The organism is Rhodococcus sp. Chr-9, assembly GCF_000801125.1.
Taxonomy (GTDB): domain Bacteria; phylum Actinomycetota; class Actinomycetes; order Mycobacteriales; family Mycobacteriaceae; genus Rhodococcus; species Rhodococcus pyridinivorans.
Genome location: NZ_JTIZ01000122.1, coordinates 1 through 24,689 on the forward strand (window position 1 = coordinate 1; position 24,689 = coordinate 24,689).

A 24,689-nucleotide genomic window follows, 5' to 3' on the forward strand; every position below is an offset into this window, starting at 1 on the left:
CGCACCCAGCCGGCACCAGTACCACTGCTAACTGCGAAGAGCCACTTATGCCGGTAACGTCCGCTCATGCACGATCGCACGGTTCGTGTGGGTTCGGCGTGTGAGCGCCTGTCGGGGGCGTTCTCGTCGACGACGAGGAGGGGCGAGACGATGACGAATCGATCGACTACGGGTACCGCCGGCAAGTTCACGGCGGTGATCGCGGGACTGGGACTCATCGGCGCGGCCGTCACAGGATGTACGAGCGTCGACACCGACAGCGAGGGTTCGACCCTCGAACGACTCCAGCAGGAAGGCACCGTCACCGTCGGTTTCGCCGGCGAGGCGCCCTACAGCTTCATGCAGGACGGCGAACTCACCGGCGCCACCGTCGCTCTGCACCGCGAGATCTTCAAGAACCTCGGCATCGACAACGTCGAAGGTGTGGCCACCGACTTCGGTGCGCTCATTCCCGGCCTGCAGGCCGGACGGTTCGATGTCGTCAGTGCCGGCATGTCGATCCTGCCGCAGCGTTGCGAACAGGCACTGTTCAGCGAGCCGGAGTTCAACTACACCACTGCGCTCATGGTCCCGCAGGGCAATCCGGAACAGCTCGCCGACATGCAGTCGATCGCCGAGAGCGGCGTCCGGATGGCGGTCATGACCGGCGCGATCGAAGCCGACTACGCCTCTGCGCTCGGCATCGACGCGATGCAGGTGGCGTCTCCCCAGGACGGGATGGATGCCGTCGTCAACGGACGCGCCGACGTCTTCGCGCTGACGGGTATCTCCCTGAACTGGATGAAGCAGAACAACGAGGGTGCACCCGTCGACGTCACCGAGTCGTTCGTCGCGGAGATCGACGGGGTGCCTCAGGTGGGCGCCGGCGGAACGGTCTTCCGCAAGGAGGACACCGAACTGCGCGACGCCTACAACGAGGAACTCGCGAAGATCACGTCCGACCCGCAGAAGTACCTGTCGATCGTCGGCGAGTTCGGGTTCACGGAGGCGGAGATGCCCGATCCGGGGCTGACGACCGAGATGCTCTGCGAGGGCGTTTCCTGATCTCGGCTGCGTCGTAATGGATTTCGGTTCCAAGATCGAACTGCTGTGGAACTCCTTCCCGCAACTGTTCGACGGTCTGCTCGTCACCGTCGAACTGACCGTGGGGAGTGCGGTCTTCGCGTTCCTGCTCGCCGTGGCCCTCGGACTGGCGGCAGGCGCGAAGAACCTCGCCCTGCGCGGCAGTGCGCGGGTGTTCATCGAGTTCTTCCGCGGCACTTCGCTTCTCGTCCAGCTGTTCTGGTTCTTCTATGTCCTTCCGTTGTTCGGGTTCCGGCTCGAATCGATCGTGTGCGGGATCCTCGCCCTGTCGCTCAACTACGGCGCCTACGGAGCGGAGGTGGTGCGCGGTGCGATCGCGTCGGTGCCCAAGCCGCAACTGGAGGCGGCGACGGCGCTGAATTTCGGTTACTGGCAGCGCATGCGACGAGTGATCTTCCCGCAGGCCTGGGCCGAGATGATCCCGCCGCTGACGAATCTGCTCATCCAGTTGCTCAAGGGAACGGCACTGGCGAGCTATATCCTCCTGCAGGACCTCACGTTCCAGATCGAGCAGCTCCGTAGAGGAAGCGGCGACACCATCTTCGCGTTCGGCGTGGGGTTGGTGCTGTACTTCGTGCTCGGCTATCTGCTGACGCTGCTGATGAATGCGCTCGAGGTGCGGGCGAAGAGCCGACTCGGGACCGGTCCCACTCTGCGTGAGATCTTCGGGCTCGCCCCGGTCTTCGATCAGCCGTTGGGGGCACGCTCATGACCGTCGACTGGAGTTGGGAACGCGCGGCCGAGGCCCTTCCGGTACTGCTCGAAGGATTCCGGATCACCCTGCTGGCCACGGTCCTCGGATTCGTGGTCGCTGCGGTGCTCGGGCTGGTCGTGGCCGTCGCCCGTCGCTCGTTGCCGAAGGTGCTCGCGACGGCGCTGTCCGCCGTCGTCCAGTTCATCCGGCTCACACCACTCGTGGTGCAGCTCCTGTTCGTGTACTACCTGCTCCCGCAGTTCAGTGCGCTGCAGATCGGCATCGCGGTACTGGGGATCCACTACTCGACCTACATGGCCGAGGTGTACCGGGCGGGCATCGACGCCGTGCCGAAGGGACAATGGGAGGCGTGCCGCGCCCTGTCGTTGTCGCCGATGCGTACGTGGCGTGCGGTGATCCTGCCGCAGGCCGTGCGCCGTGTCGTGCCCGCGCTGGGCAACTACGCGGTGTCGCTGTTCAAGGACACCCCGTTCCTGTTCACGATCTCCGTCGTGGAGATGGTGACCGCAGCCCAGCAGTTCGGTGCGCGCAACTTTCAGTACCTCGAGCCGCTCACGCTGGCCGGCCTGATCTTCCTCATCGCCAGCTACCCGACGTCGTTGCTCGTCCGCCGATTGGAGCGTCGCCTTGCCTATTGAGATGCACAAGGAAGCCGGTGCCGACGGCGACTCGCTTCCCGCCGCCAGCTCCGATGGATCCATGATCCGTTTCGACTCCGTGGTCAAGAGATTCGGCGACCACGTAGTACTCGACCACTTGGACTTCACCGTCGCGCCGGGGGAACGGGTCACGTTGATCGGTCCGAGCGGTTCGGGCAAGACGACCATCCTGCGCCTGCTCATGACCCTCGAGAAGATCGACGACGGTGTGGTGTGGGTCAAGGGCGAACCACTCAGCCACGAACGCAAGGGGACGCGTCTCGTCCCGGCCTCCGAGCGCTACCTGAGGACGATGCGCCGCAGCATCGGCATGGTCTTCCAGCAGTTCAACCTCTTCCCCAACATGAACGTGATGGAGAACCTCACCGAGGCTCCGGTCCACGTCCTCGGTCGCAGTAAGGCCGAGGCACGCGACCGTGCGCGGGAGCTGCTCGCGATGGTCGGTCTGTCCGACAAGGAGACCGCCCACCCCACGCAACTGTCGGGTGGTCAGCAGCAGCGGGTCGCGATCGCCCGTGCCCTCGCGATGGATCCGGAGATCCTGCTGCTCGACGAGGTGACCTCGGCCCTCGACCCCGAACTCGTCGCCGATGTGCTGGACGTGCTGCGGACGATCGCCGAGACGACCGACATCACGATGCTGATCGTGACGCACGAGATGCACTTCGCCCGCGACGTCTCCGATCGAGTGCTGATGTTCGATCGGGGTCGCATCGTGGAGGAGGGGCCGCCCGAGCGCATCTTCACCAGCCCCCGGGAGGAACGCACCCGCAAGTTCCTCGACGCGGTGCTGGCGGGGGAGTGAGGCCTGCCGTCAGTCCGCGCGCGGAATCGCCAGGCGCGTCGGCTCGGAACGACCGCGCAGGGTGATCTCCTCACCCAGTTCCCACCGTGCGCGTTCGTCCTCGGGGGCGAGCTGCACGGTGCGGGCCGACGCCGCGACGTAACCCGGAACGGTCTTCGCGAGATCCGACAGCCTCGCTGCTTCGTTGACCGGATCGCCGATCACGGTGTACTCGAAGCGTTCCTGCGCGCCGATGTTCCCGGCGACCGCACGACCTGCCGTGACCCCGATGCCCGCGCGACACTCCGGCACTTCGTCGGCGAGACGTCGCGCCATCCTCCTCGCGGCGCCGAGCGCGGAGCCGGCGGGGTTGTCGAGGGCGACCGGCGCGCCGAAGATCGCGAGCGCCGCGTCGCCCTCGAACTTGTTGACGAATCCTTCGGCCGCGTGGACCTCTTCGACGACGACCGCGAAGAAGCGGTTGAGCAGCGCCACCACCTCGGTCGGCGGGCGACTCGCGGCCAACGCGGTGGACCCGACGATGTCGACGAACAACACCGCGACATCCCGCTCCTCACCGCCGAGGACACCGGGATTGGCCAGCGCCGCAGCCGCGACCTCCCGTCCGACATGGCGGCCGAACACGTCGCGCAGTTTCTCGCGTTCGCGCAGGCCTTCGGCCATCCGGTTGAACCCCGTCTGCAGCTGCCCCAATTCGGTTCCGTCGTAGACGACGACCGCGGTATCGAAATCGCCCGACGCGATGCGCTGCATCCCGGCGCGCACCGATTCGATCGGCGCGATCGTCGACCGGATCGTGAGGAACATCAGCAGCGAGCCGGTGAGCAGACCGAGTCCGCCGATGGCGAGGATCGTGATCGCCAGGCGCGTCGATGTGACGGGACGGATGAAGCTGAACACCGCGATGAACAGCAGACCGACAACGGGCACTGCGCTGCCCAGGGCCCACGCGAGCATCACGCGTCCGGTGGTGCCGGCCAGGCGCGGGCGACGAGGCGTCCCGACCTCGAGCGCGCGCGCCGCGATGGGGCGCAGCGCGAAATCGGTGAACATGTACGCGAATCCGCACACCGTGACACCGGCCAGGGTGATGGTCAGCGCGACCTTCGGGATCGTCTGCGGGTCGATGACCCCGAACCCGACGGTGAACAGGATCAACCCGATGAACCACAGTGCTCCCTGCTGGAGGGTGGTACGCCAGGGCATCCGCAACGCGATCCGCTGTTCCTGCGGGGTGGGCGGCCGGTTCTCCAGCGCCCACCGCAGCCTGCGGAGGGTCGCCCGGGTACCGAGCACCGATCCGACCACGACGGCCGAGACCACGTAGACAGGAGCGAGGATCGCGGTGATGACGAGGAAGTCGGCGGTCAGTACGGACGGGCCCGGGATCACGACGTTGATGAGAGCGGCCACGATCAGGGCACCGACGAGATGCGTACCGATCAGGGAGAACGTCAACAGGGTCTGGATCCTGATGCGTTGCCGTCGGATCGGTTCGGCAGGCTCTCCCAGGATGGCCGATCCGAGCGGGGCCGTGCGGTGACTGCGTGCGGGCATGGTCGTTCGAGACTAGTCGAGTGGATCCTCTAGGGTGGCTGTGTGCGTCTTGTGATTGCCCGTTGCCGTGTGGACTACATCGGACGCCTGACGGCTCATCTGCCGACGGCCCGACGTCTCCTCCTCGTCAAATCCGACGGTTCGGTAAGTGTCCACGCCGACGACCGTGCCTACAAGCCCCTGAACTGGATGAGCCCACCCTGCTGGCTCGAGGAGGAGTCCGTCGAGGACGCCGAGGCCCTGTGGGTGGTCACCAACAAGGCAGGCGAGCAGCTGCGCATCACTCTCGAAGAGATCGACCACGATTCGAGCCACGAACTCGGTGTCGACCCCGGTCTGATCAAGGACGGTGTCGAGGCGCACCTGCAGGAACTTCTCGCCGAGCACGTCGAGACCCTCGGGACGGGCTTCACCCTGATCCGGCGCGAGTACCCCACGGCGATCGGACCCGTGGACTTGTTGTGCCGCGATGCCGACGGAGCGACCGTCGCCGTGGAGGTGAAGCGTCGCGGCGAGATCGACGGCGTGGAGCAGCTCACCCGGTATCTCGAACTGCTCAACCGGGATCCGCTGCTTGCTCCCGTCAGCGGCGTGTTCGCGGCTCAGCAGATCAAGCCGCAGGCACGGACGCTGGCCACGGACCGCGGCATCCGCTGCCTCGTGCTCGACTACGAGGCGCTGCGGGGCACCGAGAGCACCGAGTTCAGATTGTTCTGATCGTGCCGCGCCGCAACAGATCCCGCACCGGCCGCAAGCGCGGTGGGGCGACCGACGAATCCCCGACCTACTTCGGGGCGACGGTGCGCACCGAGAACGGTCCCGCAGGGGCCGAAGGTGAGCGTTTCACCGTGCGCACCGTGCCGGGTTCGCGTGCCACCAAGCCGTACCGGTGCCCGGGATGCGATCACGAGATCGCGCCGGGAACACCCCATGTCGTCGCGTGGCCCACCGATGCGCTCGGCGGTGCGGAGGACCGGCGGCACTGGCACAGCGGATGCTGGGCGGGACGCGGGACCCGCCGACCGACCCGACGCTGGTCCTAGCCACCCTCACCGGTCGCTGCACGCCGGTCCGAGGGCACCCGTTAGCGGACGGTGCCCGGCGCGGACGCTCGCGGTGCGGTGTCGCGGTCGGCGATCGCCCGACGCACCTCGTGGACGGCCGTGCGGACGATGTCGCGGTAGGGATCGTCGGGGAGTGCGGACAGGTGGTCCTGCGCGCGGTCGAGGTGTTCCGTGGCTGCCCGGAACGACCCGAGACGACGGAAGTCGTCGGCCAGGTTCAGGTGCAGGCTCGGATAGAAGCCCGCGACGCGGAGAGATTCGTGGTGTTCCCGGGCGCGCTCGTCGGTGAGGGCATCGGCAGCGTCGAGGGCGCGGACGTCCCAGACCAGGGACTCGGCGGGATCGTCGTACAGGTCGGATCGGTGGGCGCGAGCGTCCGGGTGGCGAGCCGGTACCGGTCTGTGGCGGTCAGCCTCACGCAGCCGGATCCGGTTTCCATGTGCACGCCGTTCAGTACCGGGATGTCGGGGTCGTGACCGGTGGAGGCGGAGACCTGATCGACGGCGCCGGCAAGGACGGGTCCCGGCACCGTGCAGATCACGCGGCGCGATTCGGCACGCAGGGACGCCGCGAGGGTCTCGGCGGCCCGTCGGAGCCGCTCGGCCTCCGTGGTCATCCCGGTGACGTGGTCGTCGAGCAGTCGCGCGGCCTCGTCCGTGTCGGCGGCGAAGAACTCACCGATGGCGGGCAGCGGCATCCCGATCTCCCGTAACTGCCGCAGCCGGCACGCACGCGGGACCTGGGAGCGGCTGTAGAACCGGTATCCCGTCGACGGATCGACCTGCTCGGGACGCAGCAGGCCGGCATCGTCGTAGAACCGCAATGCGCTCGCGGTCAGTCCGACGAGCTCGGCGAACACGCCGATCGACATCATCTCCGGGTCGGTCACCGGCCCATCATGGAGCTTCGACCGACTCGAAGGTCAAGCCCGACGGCCGGCGACCGTCAGTTGCGGACCTTGCTGGCCACGGCGGGAGAGCGACCCTGCGCACCGGAACCGACCGAGGGGGAGCGATGCGGTGCCGAGGCGTTCGGCGTGCGTGGAGTGGACTGGGATCCCTGTGCGCCGCTGTTCGGCTGCGCGGCCGAGTTCGGGTCGGAGGCCGAGCCGGGGGCATCGCTCTTCGGGATCCGCACCGTCCGGTCGGCCTGCGGCATGGGCGTGGTCTTGTCGGTCTGCGGCAGCGGCGCGGTCTTGTCCGCCTTCGCGTCGGCCTCGGGGGATGCCGGCTCCTTCGGACTCTCGTCGTCCGAACTCTGCTTGTCGCCCCCCTGCTTGTTGTCGCGCGCCGTACCGAGGACGGTCGTGCGGGGCTCGTCGAGGGAGATCTCCCGGTCGAGCAGTTCGCCCTCGCGGTTGATGCCCGCGAGCAGCGTGGGGACGTCGTCGAGCTGCTCGCGAACGGCGTCGAGCTGGCCGAGGATGCGTCCGCGCAGCACGCGGAGCTCCTCGGTGAGGTCGCGCGCGTTGGCAACCTTCCGCTCGGACTGTTCGGTGGCGCGGGCGAGCCGTCGTTCGGCTTCCTGCGTGGCTTCCTCGATGCGGCGCTCGGCTTCGGCCTTACTCGTCCGTTCGAGTTCGTCGAGGGCTCCGAGCAGCTTCGTGCGACGCTCGGACATCGTGATCTCGAAGTCCTGCTGCACCTGCTCGCGCTTGGCCTCGGCCTCGGCGTCGAGTCGCTCGGCCTCGGCGCGGGCAGCAGCCACGATCCGCTCGGCCTCGGCGCGGGCCGCAGTCATCGTCCGCTCGTGCTCGGCCGCGAAGGCGACGCGGGTGTCCTCGAGTTCGGCGAGCTTCTTCTCGTAGTCTCCCCGGAGGCGGATGCCCTCCTGCTCCGCCAGCGAGATCATCTCGGCGGCGTCGGCCTCGGCGCGGGCCCGCAGCTCGGAGGCCTCGTCGGAGGCGAGACGCAGCATCCGGGAGATGCGGTCGCTCATGCCCTCGGCGGTGGTGGGCGGCACCGACAGACGGTCGACGTCCTTGCGGAGTTCGTCGATCTCGTTGCGGGCGTTCTCGAGCTGACGGGCCAGATCGCGGGCCTGCGCGGCGGCGGCGTCGCGGTCGGTGGCAGTCACGCGCAGCTCGGCCTCGAACCGGGCGAAGTAGTTGGTCACCTCGTCGCGGTCGAATCCCTTCCGCACGATGGAGAACGGCAGGTGGCTGGGTGCGCGATCACGATCGAAGACCATGGAGACAATCTACCCGGTCCCTGCGGGTACGACCCGGATGCGCTCCCGCCCCATCCGTCTTCGGGAGCGCACCGGAACGGCCGTCAGTGAGCGGGATGTGCAGCCGGCTCGACGAGCTCGACGAGGACGCCGCCCGCGTCCTTCGGATGCAAAAAGTTGATGCGCGAATCGGCGGTGCCGCGACGGGGTGCGTCGTACAGCAAGCGGACGCCGCGCTCACGAAGCGCAGTGGAGACGGCATCGATGTCGGAGACGCGGTAGGCAAGCTGCTGCAGACCCGGGCCATTGCGGTCGATGAACTTCGCGATCGTGGATTTCTCGTTCAGCGGGGCGAGCAGCTGGATCATGGTGGACCCTTCGAAGGTCCCCGGAACGGCCAGCATCGCCTCGCGCACGCCCTGCTCCTCGTTGACTTCCTCGTGGGTGGACACGAGACCGAGGTTCTCGGCGTACCAGGTGAGAGCGGCATCGAGGTCGGGCACTGCGATGCCGACGTGATCGATGGCGGTGACGAGTCCGGAAGCGAGAACGGACGCCGCCGGAGCGGATGTGGGAGAGGTCTCGGTCATGCTCTAGACGGTAGCGGTACCGTTGAGTGCACTCCTATCGGGATTCAGGTGAATATCCGAGTGGAGTTTTCCGATCACATGCCGATCTTTCGGAGGAATGTCCCGTGAGCAGTTCTGTCATCGTCGCCGGAGCCCGTACGCCCATGGGGCGTCTTCAGGGCTCGCTCAAGGATTTCTCCGGATCGGATCTCGGTGGCGTGGCGATCTCCGGTGCGCTCGAGCGCGCCGGTGTGGCTCCTGAGCAGGTCGAATACGTCATCATGGGCCAGGTGCTCACCGCCGGCGCCGGCCAGATCCCGGCCCGTCAGGCGGCCGTCGCCGCCGGCATCCCGATGGACGTCCCGGCGCTGACCATCAACAAGGTGTGTCTGTCGGGCATCAACGCGATCGCGATGGCCGACCAGCTGATCCGCGCGGGCGAGTTCGACGTCGTCGTCGCCGGCGGCCAGGAGTCGATGAGCCAGGCCCCGCACATGCTCGAGAAGTCCCGCGCCGGCTTCAAGTACGGCGACGTGACCCTGCGCGACCACATGGCCTACGACGGTCTGCACGACATCTTCACCGACCAGGCGATGGGCAACCTCACCGAGTCGGCCAACTCCGGCGACCGCTTCGTCTCCCGCGAGGAGCAGGACGCCTTCGCCGCCGCCTCGCATCAGAGGGCCGCCCGCGCCTGGAAGGACGGCCTGTTCGAGGACGAGGTCGTGCCGGTGTCGATCAAGCAGCGCAAGGGCGACCCGATCGTCTTCGCCGCCGACGAGGGCATCCGCCCGGAGACCACCACCGAGTCGCTCGGCTCGCTGCGTCCGGCCTTCTCGAAGGACGGCACCGTCACCGCCGGTTCGGCCTCGCAGATCTCCGACGGTGCCGCCGCGGTCGTCGTGATGAGCAAGGCCAAGGCCACCGAGCTCGGGCTGAGCTGGATCGCTGAGATCGGCCGCCACGGCGTCGTCGCCGGACCGGACTCGACCCTGCAGTCGCAGCCGGCACGGGCGATCGCCAAGGCCTGCGAGCGTGAGGGCGTCGACCCGAAGGACCTCGACCTGATCGAGATCAACGAGGCGTTCGCCGCCGTCGGCATCGTCTCAGCCCGTGAGCTGGGCATCGATCCCGCGAAGGTGAACGTCAACGGCGGTGCGATCGCGCTCGGCCACCCGCTCGGCATGTCGGGCGCGCGCATCGTGCTGCACCTGGCGCTCGAGCTGAAGCGCCGCGGCGGCGGTGTCGGCGCTGCCGCCCTGTGCGGTGGTGGCGGCCAAGGCGACGCGCTCATCGTGCGGGTGCCCGAGAACTGACCCCTTTCTCTGAAGCATGATCACGGCCCCGGCGCAAGCATGCCGGGGCCGTGATGTCTCTCACTGAACTACGGCTTGTCGTAGGCCTTTCGGCACAATGGCCGCATGACCAACATCCTCGACGTGTCCACGCCCGCGAAACGATTCCGGCTGATCGCGATCTGGGAAGCGGTGACCTGGCTCGCCCTCCTGATCGCCATGTTCTTCAAGTGGGTGCTCGGCTACGAAGAGGCCATCGCGATCCCGGGCATGGTGCACGGCGTGGCCGGCTTCATCCCGTTCGTGCTCATCGCGCTCCTCACGGCGTGGTCGTTGAAGTGGGATCTCAAGACGACCTTCCTCGCCCTCGTCTCGAGCGTGCCCCCGTTCGGCACGATCGTCTTCGAGCGCTGGGCCGTGCGCACCGGTCGCCTCGGAGAGCTGTCCGCTCCCGCCACCCGCGAGGACGCCACCGCGACCGTCTGACCTCACGGCGACGTCCCCCGGTCCGCGCAGCACGATTCGGACCACTCGTGACAAACTGGTGGACGTGACTCGACCCGGTTCCCGTCCAGCACGTTCTGCCGCCGTCGCCGCGGCGATGTCCGGCGCGGTGGATCTCTCACCGCTCAAGGAGAGGGCCTCCGCGCCGCCGCCTCCGCCTCCGTCCGGTGGCGACGGCGCCGCACCCGGTGCCATCGCCCCGATCGTGGACGTCACCGAAGCGACGTTCGAGACCGAGGTGCTGCAGCGGTCGATGCAGGTGCCCGTGATCGTCGACCTGTGGGCGACCTGGTGCGAACCGTGCAAGCAGCTCTCACCCGTTCTCGAGAAGCTCGCGAACGAGGCAAACGGTGCGTGGGTCCTTGCGAAGGTCGACGTCGACGCGAACCCGCGGATCGCCCAGGCCTTCGGCGTCCAGTCGGTGCCCACGGTCGTCGCGATCGCGGCCGGCCAGCCGCTCGCCGACTTCCAGGGCGTGCAGCCCGAGCCCGCGCTGCGTCAGTGGCTCGACGCCATCCGGAACGCCGTCGCAGGCAAGCTGTCGGGCCCGCCCGGCGCCGAGCCGGAGGAACAGCCCGCCGACCCGCGTTTCGAGGCTGCCGAGCAGGCACTCGAGAACGGCGACTTCGAGGGCGCCGAGGCGGCCTACCAGCTCGTCCTGAACTCCGAGCCGAACAACACCGAGGCGCAGGCCGCGCTGCGCCAGGTGCGTTTCCTGGCCCGCGCGAGCAAGATTCCCGAGGATGCGATCGAGCGCGCCGATGCCGCTCCGAACGACCTCGAAGCCCAGTTCACCGCGGCCGACGCCGAACTGTTCGCGCAGCAGCCGGAGGCGGCCTTCGGTCGTCTCATCGAGTTCGTGCGTCGCAGCGCCGGGGACGAACGCACCGCGGCACGCACCCGGCTCCTCGAACTGTTCGAACTGTTCGATGCCGCGGATCCGGTCGTGGTGTCGTCGCGCCGCAAGCTCGCGATGGCCCTCTACTGATCCCTACGCATCCGCCGGACCGGCCGCTCACCACTCGTGGTGGGCGGCCGGTGTCGTCTCAGCGGTAACGGCCGGTGCAGCCCGCCTCGCCGCCGAGGACGCCGGTGCGGAAGGCATCCACCCGCGCGAACCCGCTCGGCACCGTGTTGCCGTTGACGTCGCTCGCGGCCAGACCGTCGGTGAGCAGGCCCGAGACCGCCTCGTCGAGGTCGCCGGGGGACAGCCACACCAGCACCTGGCTCGGGTCGACGTTCGAGGCGAGGGTGCTGTCCGGGCTCAGCGCGGCACTGATGACCCCCGACAGGCACGCCGCCCGCAGCGCCGTGCGCGGCTCGGTGAGCGACTGACCGGCCTCCTTCTGCACCGCGAGAGCGTAGCGGGAGGCGACGAGCACGTAGGCGTTGTAGTCGCCGCGGACACCGGGATCGAAGCCGCTTCCCGGCGGGGCGGCCGTACCGCGCTCGCTCAGTGCCTCCATGTCGACGCCCACGGTGTTCGTCGCGGGGCAGTACGACACCGGTGAGGTGGCCCGGGCGTCCGAGCACCCGAGGTCGGCGCCCGACAGATCGAGTTGCGGCAGGGCGTCCAGGTCGAAGACCTGGTGGAACGACTCGAAGATCGCCTCGACCGACTCGTCGGTGACCGGCAGTTCGCCGTCGTCTGCGGAGTTGTAGTACTGCGGCAGGTCGGCGCGGCGCGACTCGATCTCGGCGGCGTCGATGCGTGCACATGAGCCGGCCCCGTCGGTGAATCCGATCTGCACGGCCGTCACGCGTTCGAAGGCCGAGCCGTGGATCGAGTCGGGGTCGTTCGGATCGGCGTCGCGGAAGAGCACCATCGACGCGAGCACGTTGTTCAGCCCGTCGGAGGTGTCGAGCTGGAAGTGCGTCGACCGGCCTTCCGCGACGTGCCGCATGAACGCACCGGCGAAACAGTCGGCCTGCTGCTCGAACACGATGCCGGGGTCGTCCTCGGCGACCAGCCCCGCCGTGTGCTGGACGGCGTGCCCGTATTCATGAGCGAGGACCGTCACCGCGGCCATCGGTCCGAAGCTGTCGATGAGCTGCGGCATCAGGTAGGTGCGGTCCCATCCGATCTCGTCACCACCGCTGCAGTAGGCCGCGTTGATGAAGTCGTAGGTGGGTTTGCCGCAGAAACGCGGGCCCCGTCGCTCGGACGGATCCCACGACACGATCGTCTCGACCGGGCGGAAGGTGCCCCGGGCGACCGACGCGAACTCCTGACGCCAGTACTCCTCGATGTCGGCGATCGCGTTGCCGGCCAGGACGTCGACGGGACCGCCGTCGGTGTTCTCGATCTCGATGTCCGCATCGGGCACCCCGCTGCGCGGACCCGACGCCCCGGAGGTGACGGGCAGCCCCGCCACGGTGAAGGGGTTGTCGTAGATCGACACCGCCGTTCCTTCGATCCGCTGGGCGCAACCCGCCAGCAGGACGACGGTCAGTGCGGGCACCACCAGTCGCGCGAACCGATGCGTCCGTCGCATGTCGTTGTGCTCCTGTCGTCGGGCAGCGTCACCTCCGCAACGACAACCAGATGGCACCGTGCGCAGGCAAGGTCACCCGAGCCGAGGCGGGACGCCCGTGCCACGAATGTTCGTCGGCCTCCACGGCCCCGAAGTTGCCCGCTCCGTTGCCCTGGTAGGCGGTCGCGTCCGTGTTGAGCACTTCCTCCCACGTGCCCGGTTCGGGCAATCCGACACGATAGTCGCCGTAGGTCGTGCCCGAAAAGTTGTGCAGGCACGCGACCACCGAGCCGTCGCTGCCGTAGCGCAGGAACGACAGGACATTGTTGTGCGCATCGTTGGCGTCGATCCACGAGTATCCGCCGGGCGTGGTGTCGAGCGTGTAGAGCGCCGGGTGCGAGCGGTAGATGCCGTTGAGATCGCACACCAGGCGGTGGATACCGGCGTGGAGCGGTTCGTCGAGCTGCCACCAGTCGAGGCCGCGTTCCTCGGACCACTCGGCGACCTGCCCGAACTCCTGGCCCATGAACAGCAACTGCTTGCCGGGATGCGCCCACATGTAGGCGAGCATCGACCGCAGGCCGGCTGCACGCGTGGCGTCGTCGCCCGGCAGTCGCGTCCACAGCGTGCCCTTGCCGTGGACGACCTCGTCGTGGCTGATGGGGAGTACGAAGTTCTCGCTCCACGCGTACACGAGCGAGAACGTGATCTCGTGGTGGTGGTAGGTGCGGTGCACGGGATCGCGGCCGAGATAGCCGAGGGTGTCGTGCATCCAGCCCATGTTCCACTTCATGCTGAAGCCGAGCCCACCGACGTTCGTCGAGCGGGTCACGCCCGGCCAGGAGGTCGACTCCTCCGCGACCGTCACGATCCCCGGATAGTGCTTGTGGACGGTGGCGTTGAGTTCCTGCAGGAACTCAACGGCCTCGAGGTTCTCGCGCCCGCCGTAGATATTCGGCGTCCAGCCGCCCTCGGGGCGCGAGTAGTCGAGGTACAACATCGAGGCCACGGCGTCGACGCGCAGACCGTCGATGTGGAACTCCTCGATCCAGTACAGGGCGTTGGCAACGAGGAAGTTCCGCACCTCGGGCCGGCCGTAGTCGAAGACGTAGGTGCCCCAGTCCAGCTGTTCGCCGCGGCGCGGATCGGGATGTTCGTACTGGGGGCTGCCGTCGAAGCGCGCGAGCGCCCACTCGTCCTTCGGGAAGTGGGCGGGCACCCAGTCCATGATCACGCCGATCCCGGCGGCGTGGAGACGGTCGACGAACGCGCGGAACTCGTCGGGAGTGCCGAACCGGGAGGTGGGAGCGTAGTAGGAGGTGACCTGGTAACCCCACGACCCGCCGAAGGGATGCTCGGCGACCGGCAGCAGCTCGACGTGCGTGAAACCGGTCTCGAGGATGTACTCGGCGAGCTGATCGGCGAGTTCGACGTAGTTCAGGCCCGGGCGCCACGAACCGAGGTGCACCTCGTAGACCGCCATCGGTTCCTGCCAGGGCTGCGCTTTCTCGCGGGTCGCGACCCAGTCGTCGTCGTTCCAGGTGTAGCGACTCTCCGTGACCCTCGACGCGGTCGCGGGGGGCACCTCGGTGGCGAACGCCATCGGGTCGGCCTTGTCGCGGACGGATCCGTCGCGGCCGTGCACCCGGTACTTGTACAGCGCGCCCGGTTCGACACCGGGAACGAAGACCTCCCAGACACCGCTCGAGCCGAGCACCCGCATCGGGGCGGTGCGTCCACCCCAGCCGTCGAAGTCGCCGACGACGGTGACCCCGCGTGCGCCCGGTGCCCACACGGCGAAGGACGTGCCCGTCACCGGGCCGTCCGGGGTCTCATAGGTCCGCGGATGGGCGCCGAGCACCTCCCACAGCCGTTCGTGCCGGCCCTCGCTCAGCAGGTGACGGTCGAGCTCGCCCAGCGTCGGCATGAAACGGTAACCGTCCGCGACGACCTCGACGTGATCGAACGGGTAGGTCACCACGAGCCGGTAGTCGGCGAGATCGAAGACCGGGATCAGGGCGCTGAAGACGTCCTCGCCCACGGGTTCGAGCGGATGGTCGCGACCACCGATCCGGGCGGCGACCTTCTCGGCCCCGGGGCGCAGTGCCCGGATGACCGTCCCCTCCGGATGCGAATGAGCCCCGAGCACCGCGTGCGGATCGTGGTGCTCACCGGCGGCGAGCAGGTCGAGGTCCTCCGGTCGCGGGCTGTGGCGCCGGCGCGGAACATCGGCGCCCGGCGTCTGGGGCGGCACGGTCACGACTGCCTCCTGTAGGCGAGCGTTGTGCGGGTGGGGATGCCGATCGGGGGCAGGACCAGGATGTGCGCCACCGCCCGCCACGGCTCGAGGCGCACGTAGTTGGCCTGTCCCCACGAGTACTGTTCCCCACTCACCTCGTCGTAAACAGGGAAGTGGTCGTGCCAGTCGTGCCCGATCGCCGGCATGTCGAGCCAGACCGTGCCCTGTTCGGCCCCATAGGGGTTGAGGTTGATCACCGTGAGGACGCAGTCCCCGGTGGACGGATCGAACTTCGAGTAGGCGATGAGCGCGTCGTTGTCGACGTGGTGGAAGGCGATGTTGCGCAGTTGCTGCAACGCCGGATGCGCGCGCCGGATGCGGTTGAGGGTGGTCAGCCACGGTTCGAGCGACTCGCCGCGCCGGCGTGCCTCGTCGTATCGGCGCGGCCGCAACTGGTACTTCTCCGAGTCGAGGTACTCCTCGCTGCCCGGCCGCACCGCGAGGTGCTCGAACAGTTCGTACCCCGAGTACACGCCCCACGAGGGAGCCAGGGTGGCGGCGAGCGCCGCGCGCAGCGCGAACATGCCCGGCCCGCCGTGCTGCAGGGTCTCGTGCAGGATGTCGGGGGTGTTGACGAACAGGTTCGGCCTGGCCTCGTCGGCCTTCGCGGCGATCTCGGTACCGAACTCGGTGAGCTCCCATTTCGCGACCCGCCACGTGAAATACGTGTAGGACTGCGTGAATCCGCGTCGCGCGAGCCCATACATGCGGGCGGGCCGGGTGAACGCCTCCGACAGGAACAGCACGTCGGGATCGGTGCGCTTGATCTCGGCGATGAGCTGCTCCCAGAAGTTCGGGGGCTTGGTGTGCGGATTGTCGACGCGGAAGATGTCGACGCCCAACCGGATCCAGTGCCGGACCACGCGCAGGACCTCGGCGTAGATGCCCTCGGGGTCGTCGTCGAAGTTGATCGGATAGATGTCCTGGTACTTCTTGGGCGGGTTCTCCGCATACGCGATCGTGCCGTCGGGCAGCACGGTGAACCATTCCGGATGCTCACGCGCCCACGGGTGGTCGGGGGCGCACTGCAGGGCGAGATCGAGGGCGACCTCGAGCTCGAGTTCCTTCGCGCGGGCGACGAAATCGCGGAAGTCCTGCTCGGTGCCGAGTTCGGGGTGGATGGCGTCGTGGCCGCCCTCGTCGGAACCGATCGCCCAGGGCGACCCGACGTCGTCCGGGCCGGCGACGAGGGTGTTGTTCGGTCCCTTGCGGTTGACCTTACCGATCGGATGGATCGGGGGGAGGTAGACGACGTCGAAGCCCATCGCCGCGATGCGCGGCAGATCTGCGGCGGCCGTGGCGAAGGTGCCGTGCCGCGGGGTTCCGTCCTCGTACCAGCCTCCGGTGGACCGGGGAAAGAACTCGTACCAGGAGCCGAACAGCGCGCGGCGACGATCGGCGAACGCCGTGAACGCCTTTCCACGCGTGATCAGCTCGCGGAGCGGATGGGCGCGGAGGATCTCGGTGACGTCGGGGGCGAAGGCCGGGGCGATGCGCTCGGCCAGCGGACGGTCGGAGCGCAGGGACGCAGCGACCGCGAGGAGAGCGGGACGGTTGCCGCGCGGTGCGCCTTTCGCGGCCTTCTCGAAGATCCGTGCGCCGACCTCGAGGTCGTTCGCGAGTTCGGCGGCGTCCTGCCCGGCGTCGGTCTTCGCGGTGACCGCGTGCCGCCAGGTCGCCACCGGGTCGCTCCACGCCTCGACCCGGTAGGTCCACGCACCGACGCTCGTGGGGGAGAAGGTGGCGTGGAAGGTGTCGGGTTCGGTGCCCGGAACCATCGGGATCCGCACCAGCCTGCCGGCGGATTCGGGATCGTCGGCCGGTCCTCGAACGGCGAGTGTCGCGGCGATCGCGTCGTGGCCCTCGCGCCACACCACGGCGGAGACCGGCACCACCTCCCCGACGACCGCCTTCGTCGGATAACGCCCTCCGTCGATGGAGGGTTGTACGTCGTCGATGGCGAGCCGACCTGTCACGCTAGCTCCGTTCCGTGCGGGTCCGGGTGGACGAGCAGGGCCGATGGGGGCAACGACCGTGTCTCGAACCACCGTAATGGAGGTCGCGCCGCGCGGCTGTGCATGCGGCGGGACCCGCGAAGGATCCCCTCTGCAGCGGCGAAATTATCTGTAACTCACCATTCACTTCAATTGACCGGACGGCAACACCCCGCTCCCTACTGTTTGTTCTGCAAGACGACAACAGCCTCCTCGGAGGCACGACGAAGGGAAGAACACATGGGTCTGGTTGCCGGGCTGATCGGAGTCGTCGGAGACCTGCTGCACCTGCTCCTCGGCGGACTCTGAGTCCACCGGCCGACGGGAGGTCGGCCGCAGGAGAGAAGGCCCCGCGGTGTGGCCCTCTCCGGGTGCCGGGCGATCCTGTCCGCGACCGGCATGGATCCGGGCACATGAGATCCGCCGCCCGGCCGTCACGAAGCTCGGTCGGTCGGTAGTGTGCACCCCGTGAAAGCACTGCGCCGGTTCACCGTACGAGCCCATCTTCCCGAGCGGCTGGCTGCGCTGGGAGCCCTGACGGCCAACCTCAGATGGTCGTGGCACCCGCAGACCCAGGACCTGTTCGAATCGGTCGACCCGGACCTGTGGCGCCGGTGCAGCAATGACCCTGTCCGACTGCTCGGCGAGGTGCCGCCGGCCCGACTCGATGCGCTCGCCGAGGACGGCGACTTCCTCGCCCGGCTCGACGCCGCTGCCGCCGACCTCGAGCACTATCTCACCCGCCCCCGCTGGTTCCAGGAACAGCAGGAGCGCGGCACGACACTGCCCGCCGGCATCGCCTACTTCTCCATGGAGTTCGGTGTCACCGAGGTGCTGCCGAACTACTCCGGCGGCCTCGGAATCCTTGCCGGCGACCACCTCAAGGCCGCCTCCGATCTCGGCCTGCCGCTCATCGGCGTCGGCCTGCTATACCGGTCCGGCTACTTCCGGCAGTCGCTCAGCGCCGACGGATGGCAGATGGAGCACTACCCCTCCTACGACCCGCAGGGCCTGCCGCTGCGACTGCTCACCGAGGCCGACGGCACCGCCGCGCTCGTGCAGGTCGCCGTGCCGGGCGGGCGCACACTCGACGCGCGAATCTGGATCGCCCAGGTCGGGCGCGTCCCGCTGCTGCTGCTCGACTCCGACATCCCGTCCAACGACGAGGAGCTGTGCGGGGTCACCGACCGCCTCTACGGCGGCGACCAGGACCACCGCATCAAGCAGGAGATCCTCGCCGGCGTCGGCGGTGTCCGCGCGGTGCGCGCCTACACGCGCATCCACGGCCTGCCCGACCCCGATGTCTTCCACATGAACGAGGGACACGCGGGCTTCCTCGGCGCCGAACGCATCCGCGAACTCGTCACCGGCGCCGGACTCGACTTCGACGAAGCGCTCGCCGCCGTGCGGGCCGGCACGGTCTTCACCACCCACACCCCCGTGCCCGCGGGTATCGACCGCTTCCCGATCGATCTCGTGCGCCACTACTTCTCGGGCACCAACGGCGAGAACGAGTCGGCACTGTTGCCCGGCCTCACCGTCGACCGCATCCTCGCGCTCGGACGCGAGAGCAACCCGAACGTGTTCAACATGGCACATCTCGGTCTGCGCCTCGGCCAGCGCTGCAACGGTGTGTCGAAGCTGCACGGCGAGGTCAGCCGCGGCATGTTCGAAGGACTATGGCCCGGATTCGACGCCGCCGAAGTGCCCATCGGCTCGGTCACCAACGGTGTGCACGCCCCTACCTGGGCCGCGCGCGAATGGATCGCGCTCGCCAACCGCCTCGCCGGACCCGACCGCGTCGAGGAGGCCCGCGGCTGGGAACTGCTCCAGACCATCGACCGCAAGGAACTGTGGTCCACCCGGAACGCGCTGCGCGCCCAGCTCGTCGCCGAGGTGCGTCGCCGGCTGCGCGAGTCGTGGCTCGAACGCGGCGCCACCGAGGCCGAACTGGGCTGGATCGAGTCGGTCTTCGATCCGAACGTCCTCACCGTCGGGTTCGCGCGGCGCGTGCCCACCTACAAGCGCCTCACCCTGATGCTGCGCGACCCCGAACGGCTGCGCGCCCTGCTGCTCGACGACGAACGGCCCGTGCAGCTCGTCGTCGCCGGCAAGAGCCACCCCGCCGACGACGCCGGCAAGGCGCTCATCCAGCAGGTCGTGCGGTTCGCCGACGAGTACGACGTGCGGCACCGAATCGTCTTCCTGCCCAACTACGACATGTCGATGGCCCGCTATCTGTACTGGGGTTGCGATGTGTGGCTGAACAACCCGCTGCGCCCGCTCGAGGCGTGCGGTACGTCGGGCATGAAGTCGGCTCTCAACGGCGGTCTCAACCTGTCCATCCGCGACGGATGGTGGGACGAGATGTTCGACGGCGAGAACGGCTGGGCCATCCCCACCGCCGACGGGGTCGACGACACCCGCCGCGACGATCTCGAGGCCGCCGCGCTGTACGAGTTGCTCGAACGCTCGGTGCTGCCGCGCTTCTACGACCGCGACTCCGACGGTGTGCCGGCCCGCTGGATCGAGATGGTGCGCCACACGCTCGAGGATCTCGGCCCGAAGGTGCTCGCCTCGCGCATGGTGCGCGATTACGCCGTCGACTACTACATCCCCGCGGCCGCGGCAGCCTCGAAGGTGACCGCCGACGACTACGCGGGTGCGCGGGCGCTGGCCGACTACCGGCACCGCATCGAGGCGGCGTGGCCGGGAGTGCGTGTCGCGCAGGTCGATTCGACGCCGATCCCGGACGTGCCGCAGATCGGCCTGCCGCTGGGGCTGACCGCGCACGTCCAACTCGGCGACCTGACCCCGGAAGATGTCGAGGTGCAGGCCGTGGTCGGGCGCGTGGGCTCCGACGACACGATCGGCGACCCCGTCACCGTGCCGATGCAGCACATCGGTACCGACCCGCTGGGAGAGGAGTTCACCGCGACCGTGCCGCTGCCGCTCGCCGGCGCCGTCGGCTACACGGTGCGGGTGCTGCCCAGGCACGGGCTGCTCGCCTCACCCGCCGAACTCGGCATGGTCGCGCTCCCGTAGGAGATCAGGACCCGCCGGGTGCTCAGCCGCGCAGACGCGTGAGTGCCCGGCGGACCACCGCCGGATCGGCCGTCTCCCAGAACGGCGGCAGCGACGCACGCAGATAACCGCCGTACCGTGCGGTCGCCAGGCGCGAGTCGAGCACCGCCACCACGCCCCGGTCGTCGGTGCTGCGCAACAGTCGCCCGACACCCTGCGCCAACAGCAGAGCGGCGTGATTGGCGGCGACCGCCATGAACCCGTTGCCGCCGCGAGCCTCCACGGCGCGCTGCCGGGCGACCAGCAGCGGATCGTCGGGGCGGGGGAACGGAATCCGGTCGATGATCACCAGCGACAGCGACGGGCCCGGAACGTCGACGCCCTGCCACAGCGACAGGGTGCCGAACAGGCTCGTCGCGTCGTCGGCTGCGAACTTCTCGACCAGCGCGCCGGTCGCGTCGTCGCCCTGGCACAGGATCGGCGTGTCGAGACGCTCGCGCAGCGCCTCGGTGGCGGCCTTCGCGGCGCGCATCGAGGAGAACAACCCGAGCGTGCGCCCCTCGGCGGCGGTGACCAGTTCGGCGATCTCGTCGAGATGCGAGGGCGGCAGACCGTCGCGGCCGGGTGGCGTCAAATGCTTGGCGATGTAGAGGATGCCCGCCTTCGCGTGATCGAAGGGCGACCCCACGTCGATCCCATTCCACGCGAGATCGCCCTTGTCGGAAGGAGGTTCGGCACCCGACGCGGAGGTGGTGTCGCTGCGGGCCGGCGACTGCGGCGGCAGACCCCAGTTGACCGCGAGGCCGTCGAACGACCCGCCGACCGTGAGGGTCGCGGACGTGAGGACGACGGTGGACTCACCGAACAACCGGCTGCGCAACAACCCACCGACCGACAGCGGCGCGACCCGCACGGTGCGGCGCACGTTGCCGCGGAACTCGTCGGCGGCAAGCCACACGACGTCGGGTCGCTGCGAAGGGTCTCGCTGCTCGAAGGTCGTCAGCACCCGGACCGCGCAGTCGTGCACCTCGTCGATCTCCGCGAGCGCCTGACTGCGGGCCGCGGCGACCTCGGGATCGGTGCCGGGCTTGGCCGGTCCGATCGCCGTGTGTACGGCCCAGGCGGCATCGCGGATCGAGGCCAGCGCGGCCGCCGCGCCCTCGGGCAGTTCGTCCCAGCGCCCAGCCGGCAGTTCTTCGAGGAACGACTCCCAGTTCTCGGCGGCACCGTCGAGCCGGTCGATCTCCTGGTCCTCGACGAGCTTGACGCAGCGCCGCGCAGCCGCCGACACCGTGCCCGGCGACAACTCGGCCGTGGCGACGTTCGTGATCCGATCGACGAGTTCATGGGCCTCGTCGACGACCACGACATCGTGCTCGGGCAGGATCGAGATGCCGGTGATCGCATCGATCGCGAGCAGCGCGTGGTTGGTGACGACCACGTCGACCTGCGCGGCCTCGGCGCGCGCGATCTCGGCGAAGCAGTCTTCTCCCACCGGGCACCGCGACTTGCCGAGGCACTCGCGGGCGGTGACGGACAGCTGACGCCACGCCTGATCGGAGACACCGGGGGACAGGTCGTCGCGGTCGCCGGTCTCGGTGGTGGACGACCACTCCGTCACCCGCCGCACTTCGCGGCCGATGCGCGAGAGGGCGAACGCGTCGAACAGTTCGGCGTCGGGCGTCTCCTCGGCGAGACCGGTATGGATCTTGTTCAGACACAGGTAGTTTCCGCGACCCTTGAGGATCGCGAAACGCGGGCGACGGCCGAGCGAACCGGCGAGGGCGTCGGCGAGTCGCGGCAGGNCGCTGCAGCGCGATGGTCGCGGTGGAGACCACCACGGTGCGACCCGTCTTCACCGCGTAGCGGATGCTCGGCACGAGATAGGCCAGCGACTTGCCGGTACCCGTGCCGGCCTGCACGGCGAGGTGTTCGCCGGTATCGATGCTGTGCGCGACGGCCGAGGCCATCGTCAGCTGGTTGCGCCGCTCCTTACCGCCCAGCGCGTGCACCGCGGTTCGCAGCAATTCTGGGACTTCGGGGAGATCCGGCACCGGCACAGGCTATCGGTCCCCACCGTCACCTTCGGTCTGCGGCCCAGCTACCTGTGACTTCGGTGATATCGGTGACGCCGGGAAGGTCGGTGACCAGCTCGACACCGGCCTCGCGCATCCGCTCGAGGGCTGGGCGGATCGTCGTCTCCGACACCCCAGCGGTGTACGGCAGCAGCACCCGGGCGCCGAAACCCTCCGCGATCGCGTCGAGCGCGGTGGCCCGCACACAGTGGTCGGTGGCGATCCCGACGATGTCGACGTCCGTCACGCCGCGGTCGCGCAACCACGACGCCAACGTCGTGCCCTCGTCGTCGATTCCTTCGAAGCCCGAATAGGCGGCGTCGTCGGCACCCTTCGAGAAGACGGCCTCGAACCGGTCCGTAGTCAGTTCGGGGTGGAAGTCCGCGCCCGGCGTCCCTGCCCGGCAGTGCGGCGGCCACGAGTCGACGAAATCGGGTTCGGGAGAGAAATGGTCTCCGGGATCGACGTGGTGGTCGCGGGTTGCGGCGATGTACGCGTAGTCGTCACCGTGCGCCTGCAGGAACCGGGTGATGTCGGACGCCACCCGCGAGCCGCCCTCCACGGCGAGCGAACCGCCCTCGCAGAAGTCGTTCTGGACGTCGACCACCAGCAATGCGCGCATGGCACTCACCCCTCACGGACGAAGCGGGTGGGGAGGGCGGGATCCCCGGCCGAGAGCGTCAGGCCCTCCCACGGCAGACGCACCATGCCCTGCCGGAGGTACTCACGGCTCTCCTCCAGGGTAGGCAGATCGCCGACCGCCTCGCCGCCGCGGACCAGCGGGATCATCAGTTCGTGGACCTGTGAACCCTCGCCCGGCGGGACCTGCTCGGCGCGGGCCGGGTACACGACCTCCTCGACGAGCGTGCCCGTCCTCCGCGCGTACCGGACGGCCCGCTTCGCGCCCCCTCGGGACTCCTTCGACGCACTGCGCTTCTCGACCGCGAGGCCGTCGACCTCCACGAGCTTGAAGACCATGCCCGCCGTCGGAGCCCCCGAGCCGGTCACCAGCGAGGTGCCGACGCCGTAGCCGTCGACCGGTTCGGCGCGCAGACCCGCGATCCCGTATTCGTCGAGATCACCGGACATCACGATCTTCGTGCGGGTCGCGCCGAGTCCGTCGAGTTGTTCGCGCACCTGGCGGGCGAGCACACCGAGATCGCCCGAATCGATCCGCACGCCACCGAGTTCGGGGCCGGCCACCGCGATCGCCGTGTTCACGCCCTCGGTGATGTCGTAGGTGTCCACCAGCAGGGTCGTGCCCACACCGAGACTCTCGACCTGGCTGCGGAAGGCGGACGCCTCGTCGCGACCAGCCGTCGTGGTGTGCAGCAGGGTGAACGCGTGCGCGGCGGTACCCGCTGCGGGGATGCCGTACCGCTGTGCGGCCTGCAGATTGGACGTCGAGTCGAAGCCCGCGAGATAGGCCGCGCGCGCCGCGGCGACCGCCGCTTCCTCGTGGGTACGCCGCGACCCCATCTCGATGAGCGCGCGGCCGTCGGCCACACTCACCATGCGCGCCGCCGCAGAGGCGATCGCACTGTCGTGGTTGAAGATCGACAGCGTCAGCGTCTCGAGTAGCACACACTCGGCGAAGGTGCCGCTCACCGACAGGATCGGTGAACCCGGGAAGTAGAAGTCGCCCTCGCGGTAACCGTCGATGTCGCCGGAGAACCGGAAGTCGCGCAGCCACTCGACGGTGCGCGGAGCGAGAAAACCGGCGGCGAGTTCGAGTTCGGCCTCGTCGAACCGGAACGATCCGAGTGCCTCGATCAACCGCGCGGTGCCTGCGACGACGCCGTACCGCCGGCCCGGGGGAAGACGCCGGGCGAAGACCTCGAAGACGCACGGGCGGTCGCCCGTGCCGTCCGCCAGGGCAGCCTCGAGCATGGTCAACTCGTACTTGTCCGTGAACAGTGCGGTGCCGGGACGACCGGCACGGTGAATGGCTTCGGGCACCCGATCACTGTAGAGCCACGGCCTCCGAGGCGGGTTTTTCGCCGTGCTCCGAAGTCGTACCCTGGGAACATGGCGCCGTGTAGTACGACCACTCCGCTCGACGTCCGATTCATGGCCGGCCAGGCCGTTCCGGCCATGGCGGGACAGGCCGTTCCGGCCGAGGCCGAAATCGTCGAGGAGATCGAAGCGGTCGACAGGCCATGGGTGACCGTGGTCTGGGACGACCCCGTCAACCTCATGCACTACGTGACGTTCATCTTCCAGAAGCTGTTCGGGTACAGCAAGGCCAAGGCCACCGAGCTCATGCTCAAGGTCCACAACGAGGGCAAGGCCGTCGTGTCGAGTGGTTCGCGTGACAAGATGGAACACGACGTGCAGCGTCTGCACGCCGCCGGACTGTGGGCGACGATGCAACGCGACGAATGATCCCCACAGGAGGGCCCG

21 protein-coding genes and 1 pseudogene are annotated in these 24,689 nt (G+C 68.7%); 11 read left to right on the top strand and 11 right to left on the bottom strand.

Annotated features, from left to right (window positions below):
• Window positions 1-150 precede the first annotated feature (150 nt).
• The 4 genes from ehuB to ehuA all read left to right on the top strand — a co-directional run bounded on the left by ehuB (window position 151) and on the right by ehuA (window position 3,262).
• A complete protein-coding gene (ehuB, locus tag QR64_RS19085; RefSeq protein ID WP_039586823.1) occupies window positions 151-1,044 on the top strand; it encodes an ectoine/hydroxyectoine ABC transporter substrate-binding protein EhuB in 894 nt (297 codons plus the stop codon).
• A 16-nt stretch (window positions 1,045-1,060) separates the two neighbouring features.
• Window positions 1,061-1,795 (top strand): ectoine/hydroxyectoine ABC transporter permease subunit EhuC, encoded by a 735-nt coding sequence (gene ehuC, locus QR64_RS19090; RefSeq protein WP_039586825.1) that lies wholly within the window; start codon window positions 1,061-1,063, stop codon window positions 1,793-1,795.
• Window positions 1,792-2,436, top strand: coding sequence for an ectoine/hydroxyectoine ABC transporter permease subunit EhuD (gene ehuD, locus QR64_RS19095; RefSeq protein ID WP_039586827.1), 645 nt, complete (start codon window positions 1,792-1,794; stop codon window positions 2,434-2,436). Before ehuC ends, ehuD begins: the two co-directional genes overlap by 4 nt.
• A 61-nt stretch (window positions 2,437-2,497) precedes the next feature.
• Window positions 2,498-3,262 (top strand): ectoine/hydroxyectoine ABC transporter ATP-binding protein EhuA, encoded by a 765-nt coding sequence (ehuA, locus tag QR64_RS19100; protein ID WP_024100498.1) that lies wholly within the window; start codon window positions 2,498-2,500, stop codon window positions 3,260-3,262.
• Window positions 3,263-3,271: 9 nt separating this feature from the next.
• Here the strand turns inward: ehuA and QR64_RS19105 are convergent, their stop codons facing one another.
• Complete coding sequence (locus tag QR64_RS19105; RefSeq protein ID WP_039586830.1) at window positions 3,272-4,819, bottom strand: adenylate/guanylate cyclase domain-containing protein; 1,548 nt, start codon at window positions 4,817-4,819, stop codon at window positions 3,272-3,274.
• A 42-nt stretch (window positions 4,820-4,861) separates the two neighbouring features.
• On the opposite strand from QR64_RS19105, the gene nucS reads away from it, so the two are divergent.
• Complete coding sequence (gene nucS, locus QR64_RS19110) at window positions 4,862-5,536, top strand: endonuclease NucS (protein WP_006554723.1); 675 nt, start codon at window positions 4,862-4,864, stop codon at window positions 5,534-5,536.
• A 2-nt stretch (window positions 5,537-5,538) separates the two neighbouring features.
• Entirely contained in the window at window positions 5,539-5,862 is a 324-nt protein-coding gene (locus QR64_RS19115) for a hypothetical protein (RefSeq protein WP_006554724.1), read from the top strand.
• A gap of 238 nt (window positions 5,863-6,100) precedes the next feature.
• Here QR64_RS19115 and QR64_RS19120 read toward each other — a convergent pair whose 3' ends face one another.
• The 3 genes from QR64_RS19120 to mce form a co-directional block, all read right to left on the bottom strand.
• The gene (locus QR64_RS19120; protein WP_411908090.1) at window positions 6,101-6,772 is read right to left on the bottom strand and encodes a MerR family transcriptional regulator; all 672 of its coding nucleotides are present in this window, start codon (window positions 6,770-6,772) and stop codon (window positions 6,101-6,103) included.
• A gap of 56 nt (window positions 6,773-6,828) precedes the next feature.
• Window positions 6,829-8,073, bottom strand: coding sequence for a hypothetical protein (locus QR64_RS19125; protein ID WP_006554727.1), 1,245 nt, complete (start codon window positions 8,071-8,073; stop codon window positions 6,829-6,831).
• An 83-nt stretch (window positions 8,074-8,156) separates the two neighbouring features.
• On the bottom strand, window positions 8,157-8,642 hold the full coding sequence (gene mce, locus QR64_RS19130; protein WP_033096419.1) for a methylmalonyl-CoA epimerase: 486 nt from the start codon (window positions 8,640-8,642) through the stop codon (window positions 8,157-8,159).
• Window positions 8,643-8,746: 104 nt separating this feature from the next.
• On the opposite strand from mce, the gene QR64_RS19135 reads away from it, so the two are divergent.
• The 3 genes from QR64_RS19135 (at window position 8,747) to QR64_RS19145 (ending at window position 11,408) form a co-directional block, all read left to right on the top strand.
• Window positions 8,747-9,937, top strand: a complete 1,191-nt coding sequence (locus QR64_RS19135) for an acetyl-CoA C-acetyltransferase (RefSeq protein ID WP_024100503.1) — start codon at window positions 8,747-8,749, stop codon at window positions 9,935-9,937.
• Between the two features lie 105 nt (window positions 9,938-10,042).
• Window positions 10,043-10,402, top strand: a complete 360-nt coding sequence (locus QR64_RS19140; RefSeq protein ID WP_006554730.1) for a DUF3817 domain-containing protein — start codon at window positions 10,043-10,045, stop codon at window positions 10,400-10,402.
• 115 nt (window positions 10,403-10,517) lie between these two features.
• Window positions 10,518-11,408: a tetratricopeptide repeat protein gene (locus QR64_RS19145; protein ID WP_019288978.1), complete on the top strand. Its 891-nt coding sequence runs from the start codon at window positions 10,518-10,520 to the stop codon at window positions 11,406-11,408.
• 58 nt (window positions 11,409-11,466) lie between these two features.
• Here QR64_RS19145 and QR64_RS19150 read toward each other — a convergent pair whose 3' ends face one another.
• From QR64_RS19150 to QR64_RS19160, 3 genes are read right to left on the bottom strand one after another with little or no spacing between them, the layout of a single operon-like run.
• The gene (locus QR64_RS19150) at window positions 11,467-12,915 is read right to left on the bottom strand and encodes a neutral zinc metallopeptidase (protein WP_019288979.1); all 1,449 of its coding nucleotides are present in this window, start codon (window positions 12,913-12,915) and stop codon (window positions 11,467-11,469) included.
• Window positions 12,916-12,943: 28 nt separating this feature from the next.
• Entirely contained in the window at window positions 12,944-15,154 is a 2,211-nt protein-coding gene (gene glgB / locus QR64_RS19155) for a 1,4-alpha-glucan branching protein GlgB (protein ID WP_006554733.1), read from the bottom strand.
• Entirely contained in the window at window positions 15,151-17,169 is a 2,019-nt protein-coding gene (locus tag QR64_RS19160; RefSeq protein ID WP_024100506.1) for a maltotransferase domain-containing protein, read from the bottom strand. Before QR64_RS19160 ends, glgB begins: the two co-directional genes overlap by 4 nt.
• A 486-nt stretch (window positions 17,170-17,655) precedes the next feature.
• Between QR64_RS19160 and glgP the strand changes: the two genes are divergently transcribed.
• The gene (gene glgP, locus QR64_RS19165) at window positions 17,656-20,232 is read left to right on the top strand and encodes an alpha-glucan family phosphorylase (protein WP_024100507.1); all 2,577 of its coding nucleotides are present in this window, start codon (window positions 17,656-17,658) and stop codon (window positions 20,230-20,232) included.
• A gap of 22 nt (window positions 20,233-20,254) precedes the next feature.
• Here glgP and QR64_RS19170 read toward each other — a convergent pair.
• The 4 genes and pseudogenes from QR64_RS19170 to QR64_RS19180 form a co-directional block, all read right to left on the bottom strand.
• Window positions 20,255-22,016, bottom strand: a 1,762-nt coding sequence (locus tag QR64_RS19170) for an ATP-dependent DNA helicase (RefSeq protein ID WP_235367248.1), incomplete at its 5' end; no start/stop codon positions are given.
• 1 nt (window position 22,017) lies between these two features.
• Window positions 22,018-22,265, bottom strand: a pseudogene (locus QR64_RS28225) (DEAD/DEAH box helicase); the annotation flags it as partial.
• A gap of 25 nt (window positions 22,266-22,290) precedes the next feature.
• A complete protein-coding gene (locus QR64_RS19175) occupies window positions 22,291-22,908 on the bottom strand; it encodes a nicotinamidase (RefSeq protein ID WP_006554737.1) in 618 nt (205 codons plus the stop codon).
• A gap of 5 nt (window positions 22,909-22,913) precedes the next feature.
• Window positions 22,914-24,245 carry a nicotinate phosphoribosyltransferase gene (locus QR64_RS19180; RefSeq protein WP_033096424.1) on the bottom strand — a complete coding sequence of 444 codons (1,332 nt, stop codon included), beginning with the start codon at window positions 24,243-24,245 and terminating at the stop codon, window positions 22,914-22,916.
• 69 nt (window positions 24,246-24,314) lie between these two features.
• On the opposite strand from QR64_RS19180, the gene clpS reads away from it, so the two are divergent.
• Window positions 24,315-24,671 carry an ATP-dependent Clp protease adapter ClpS gene (clpS, locus tag QR64_RS19185; protein WP_024100510.1) on the top strand — a complete coding sequence of 119 codons (357 nt, stop codon included), beginning with the start codon at window positions 24,315-24,317 and terminating at the stop codon, window positions 24,669-24,671.
• Window positions 24,672-24,689 lie beyond the last annotated feature (18 nt).

Excerpts from the sequence above, each read along its gene's own strand:
- QR64_RS19175 (WP_006554737.1), bottom strand. The coding sequence starts at position 22,908 with ATGCGCGCATTGCTGGTGGTCGACGTCCAGAACGACTTCTGCGAGGGC.
- mce (WP_033096419.1), bottom strand. The coding sequence starts at position 8,642 with ATGACCGAGACCTCTCCCACATCCGCTCCGGCGGCGTCCGTTCTCGCT.
- QR64_RS19150 (WP_019288979.1), bottom strand. The coding sequence starts at position 12,915 with ATGCGACGGACGCATCGGTTCGCGCGACTGGTGGTGCCCGCACTGACC.
- QR64_RS19105 (WP_039586830.1), bottom strand. The coding sequence starts at position 4,819 with ATGCCCGCACGCAGTCACCGCACGGCCCCGCTCGGATCGGCCATCCTG.
- QR64_RS19140 (WP_006554730.1), top strand. The coding sequence starts at position 10,043 with ATGACCAACATCCTCGACGTGTCCACGCCCGCGAAACGATTCCGGCTG.
- ehuB (WP_039586823.1), top strand. The coding sequence starts at position 151 with ATGACGAATCGATCGACTACGGGTACCGCCGGCAAGTTCACGGCGGTG.
- ehuC (WP_039586825.1), top strand. The coding sequence starts at position 1,061 with ATGGATTTCGGTTCCAAGATCGAACTGCTGTGGAACTCCTTCCCGCAA.
- QR64_RS19125 (WP_006554727.1), bottom strand. The coding sequence starts at position 8,073 with ATGGTCTTCGATCGTGATCGCGCACCCAGCCACCTGCCGTTCTCCATC.
- clpS (WP_024100510.1), top strand. The coding sequence starts at position 24,315 with ATGGCGCCGTGTAGTACGACCACTCCGCTCGACGTCCGATTCATGGCC.
- QR64_RS19145 (WP_019288978.1), top strand. The coding sequence starts at position 10,518 with ATGTCCGGCGCGGTGGATCTCTCACCGCTCAAGGAGAGGGCCTCCGCG.
- ehuD (WP_039586827.1), top strand. The coding sequence starts at position 1,792 with ATGACCGTCGACTGGAGTTGGGAACGCGCGGCCGAGGCCCTTCCGGTA.
- ehuA (WP_024100498.1), top strand. The coding sequence starts at position 2,498 with ATGATCCGTTTCGACTCCGTGGTCAAGAGATTCGGCGACCACGTAGTA.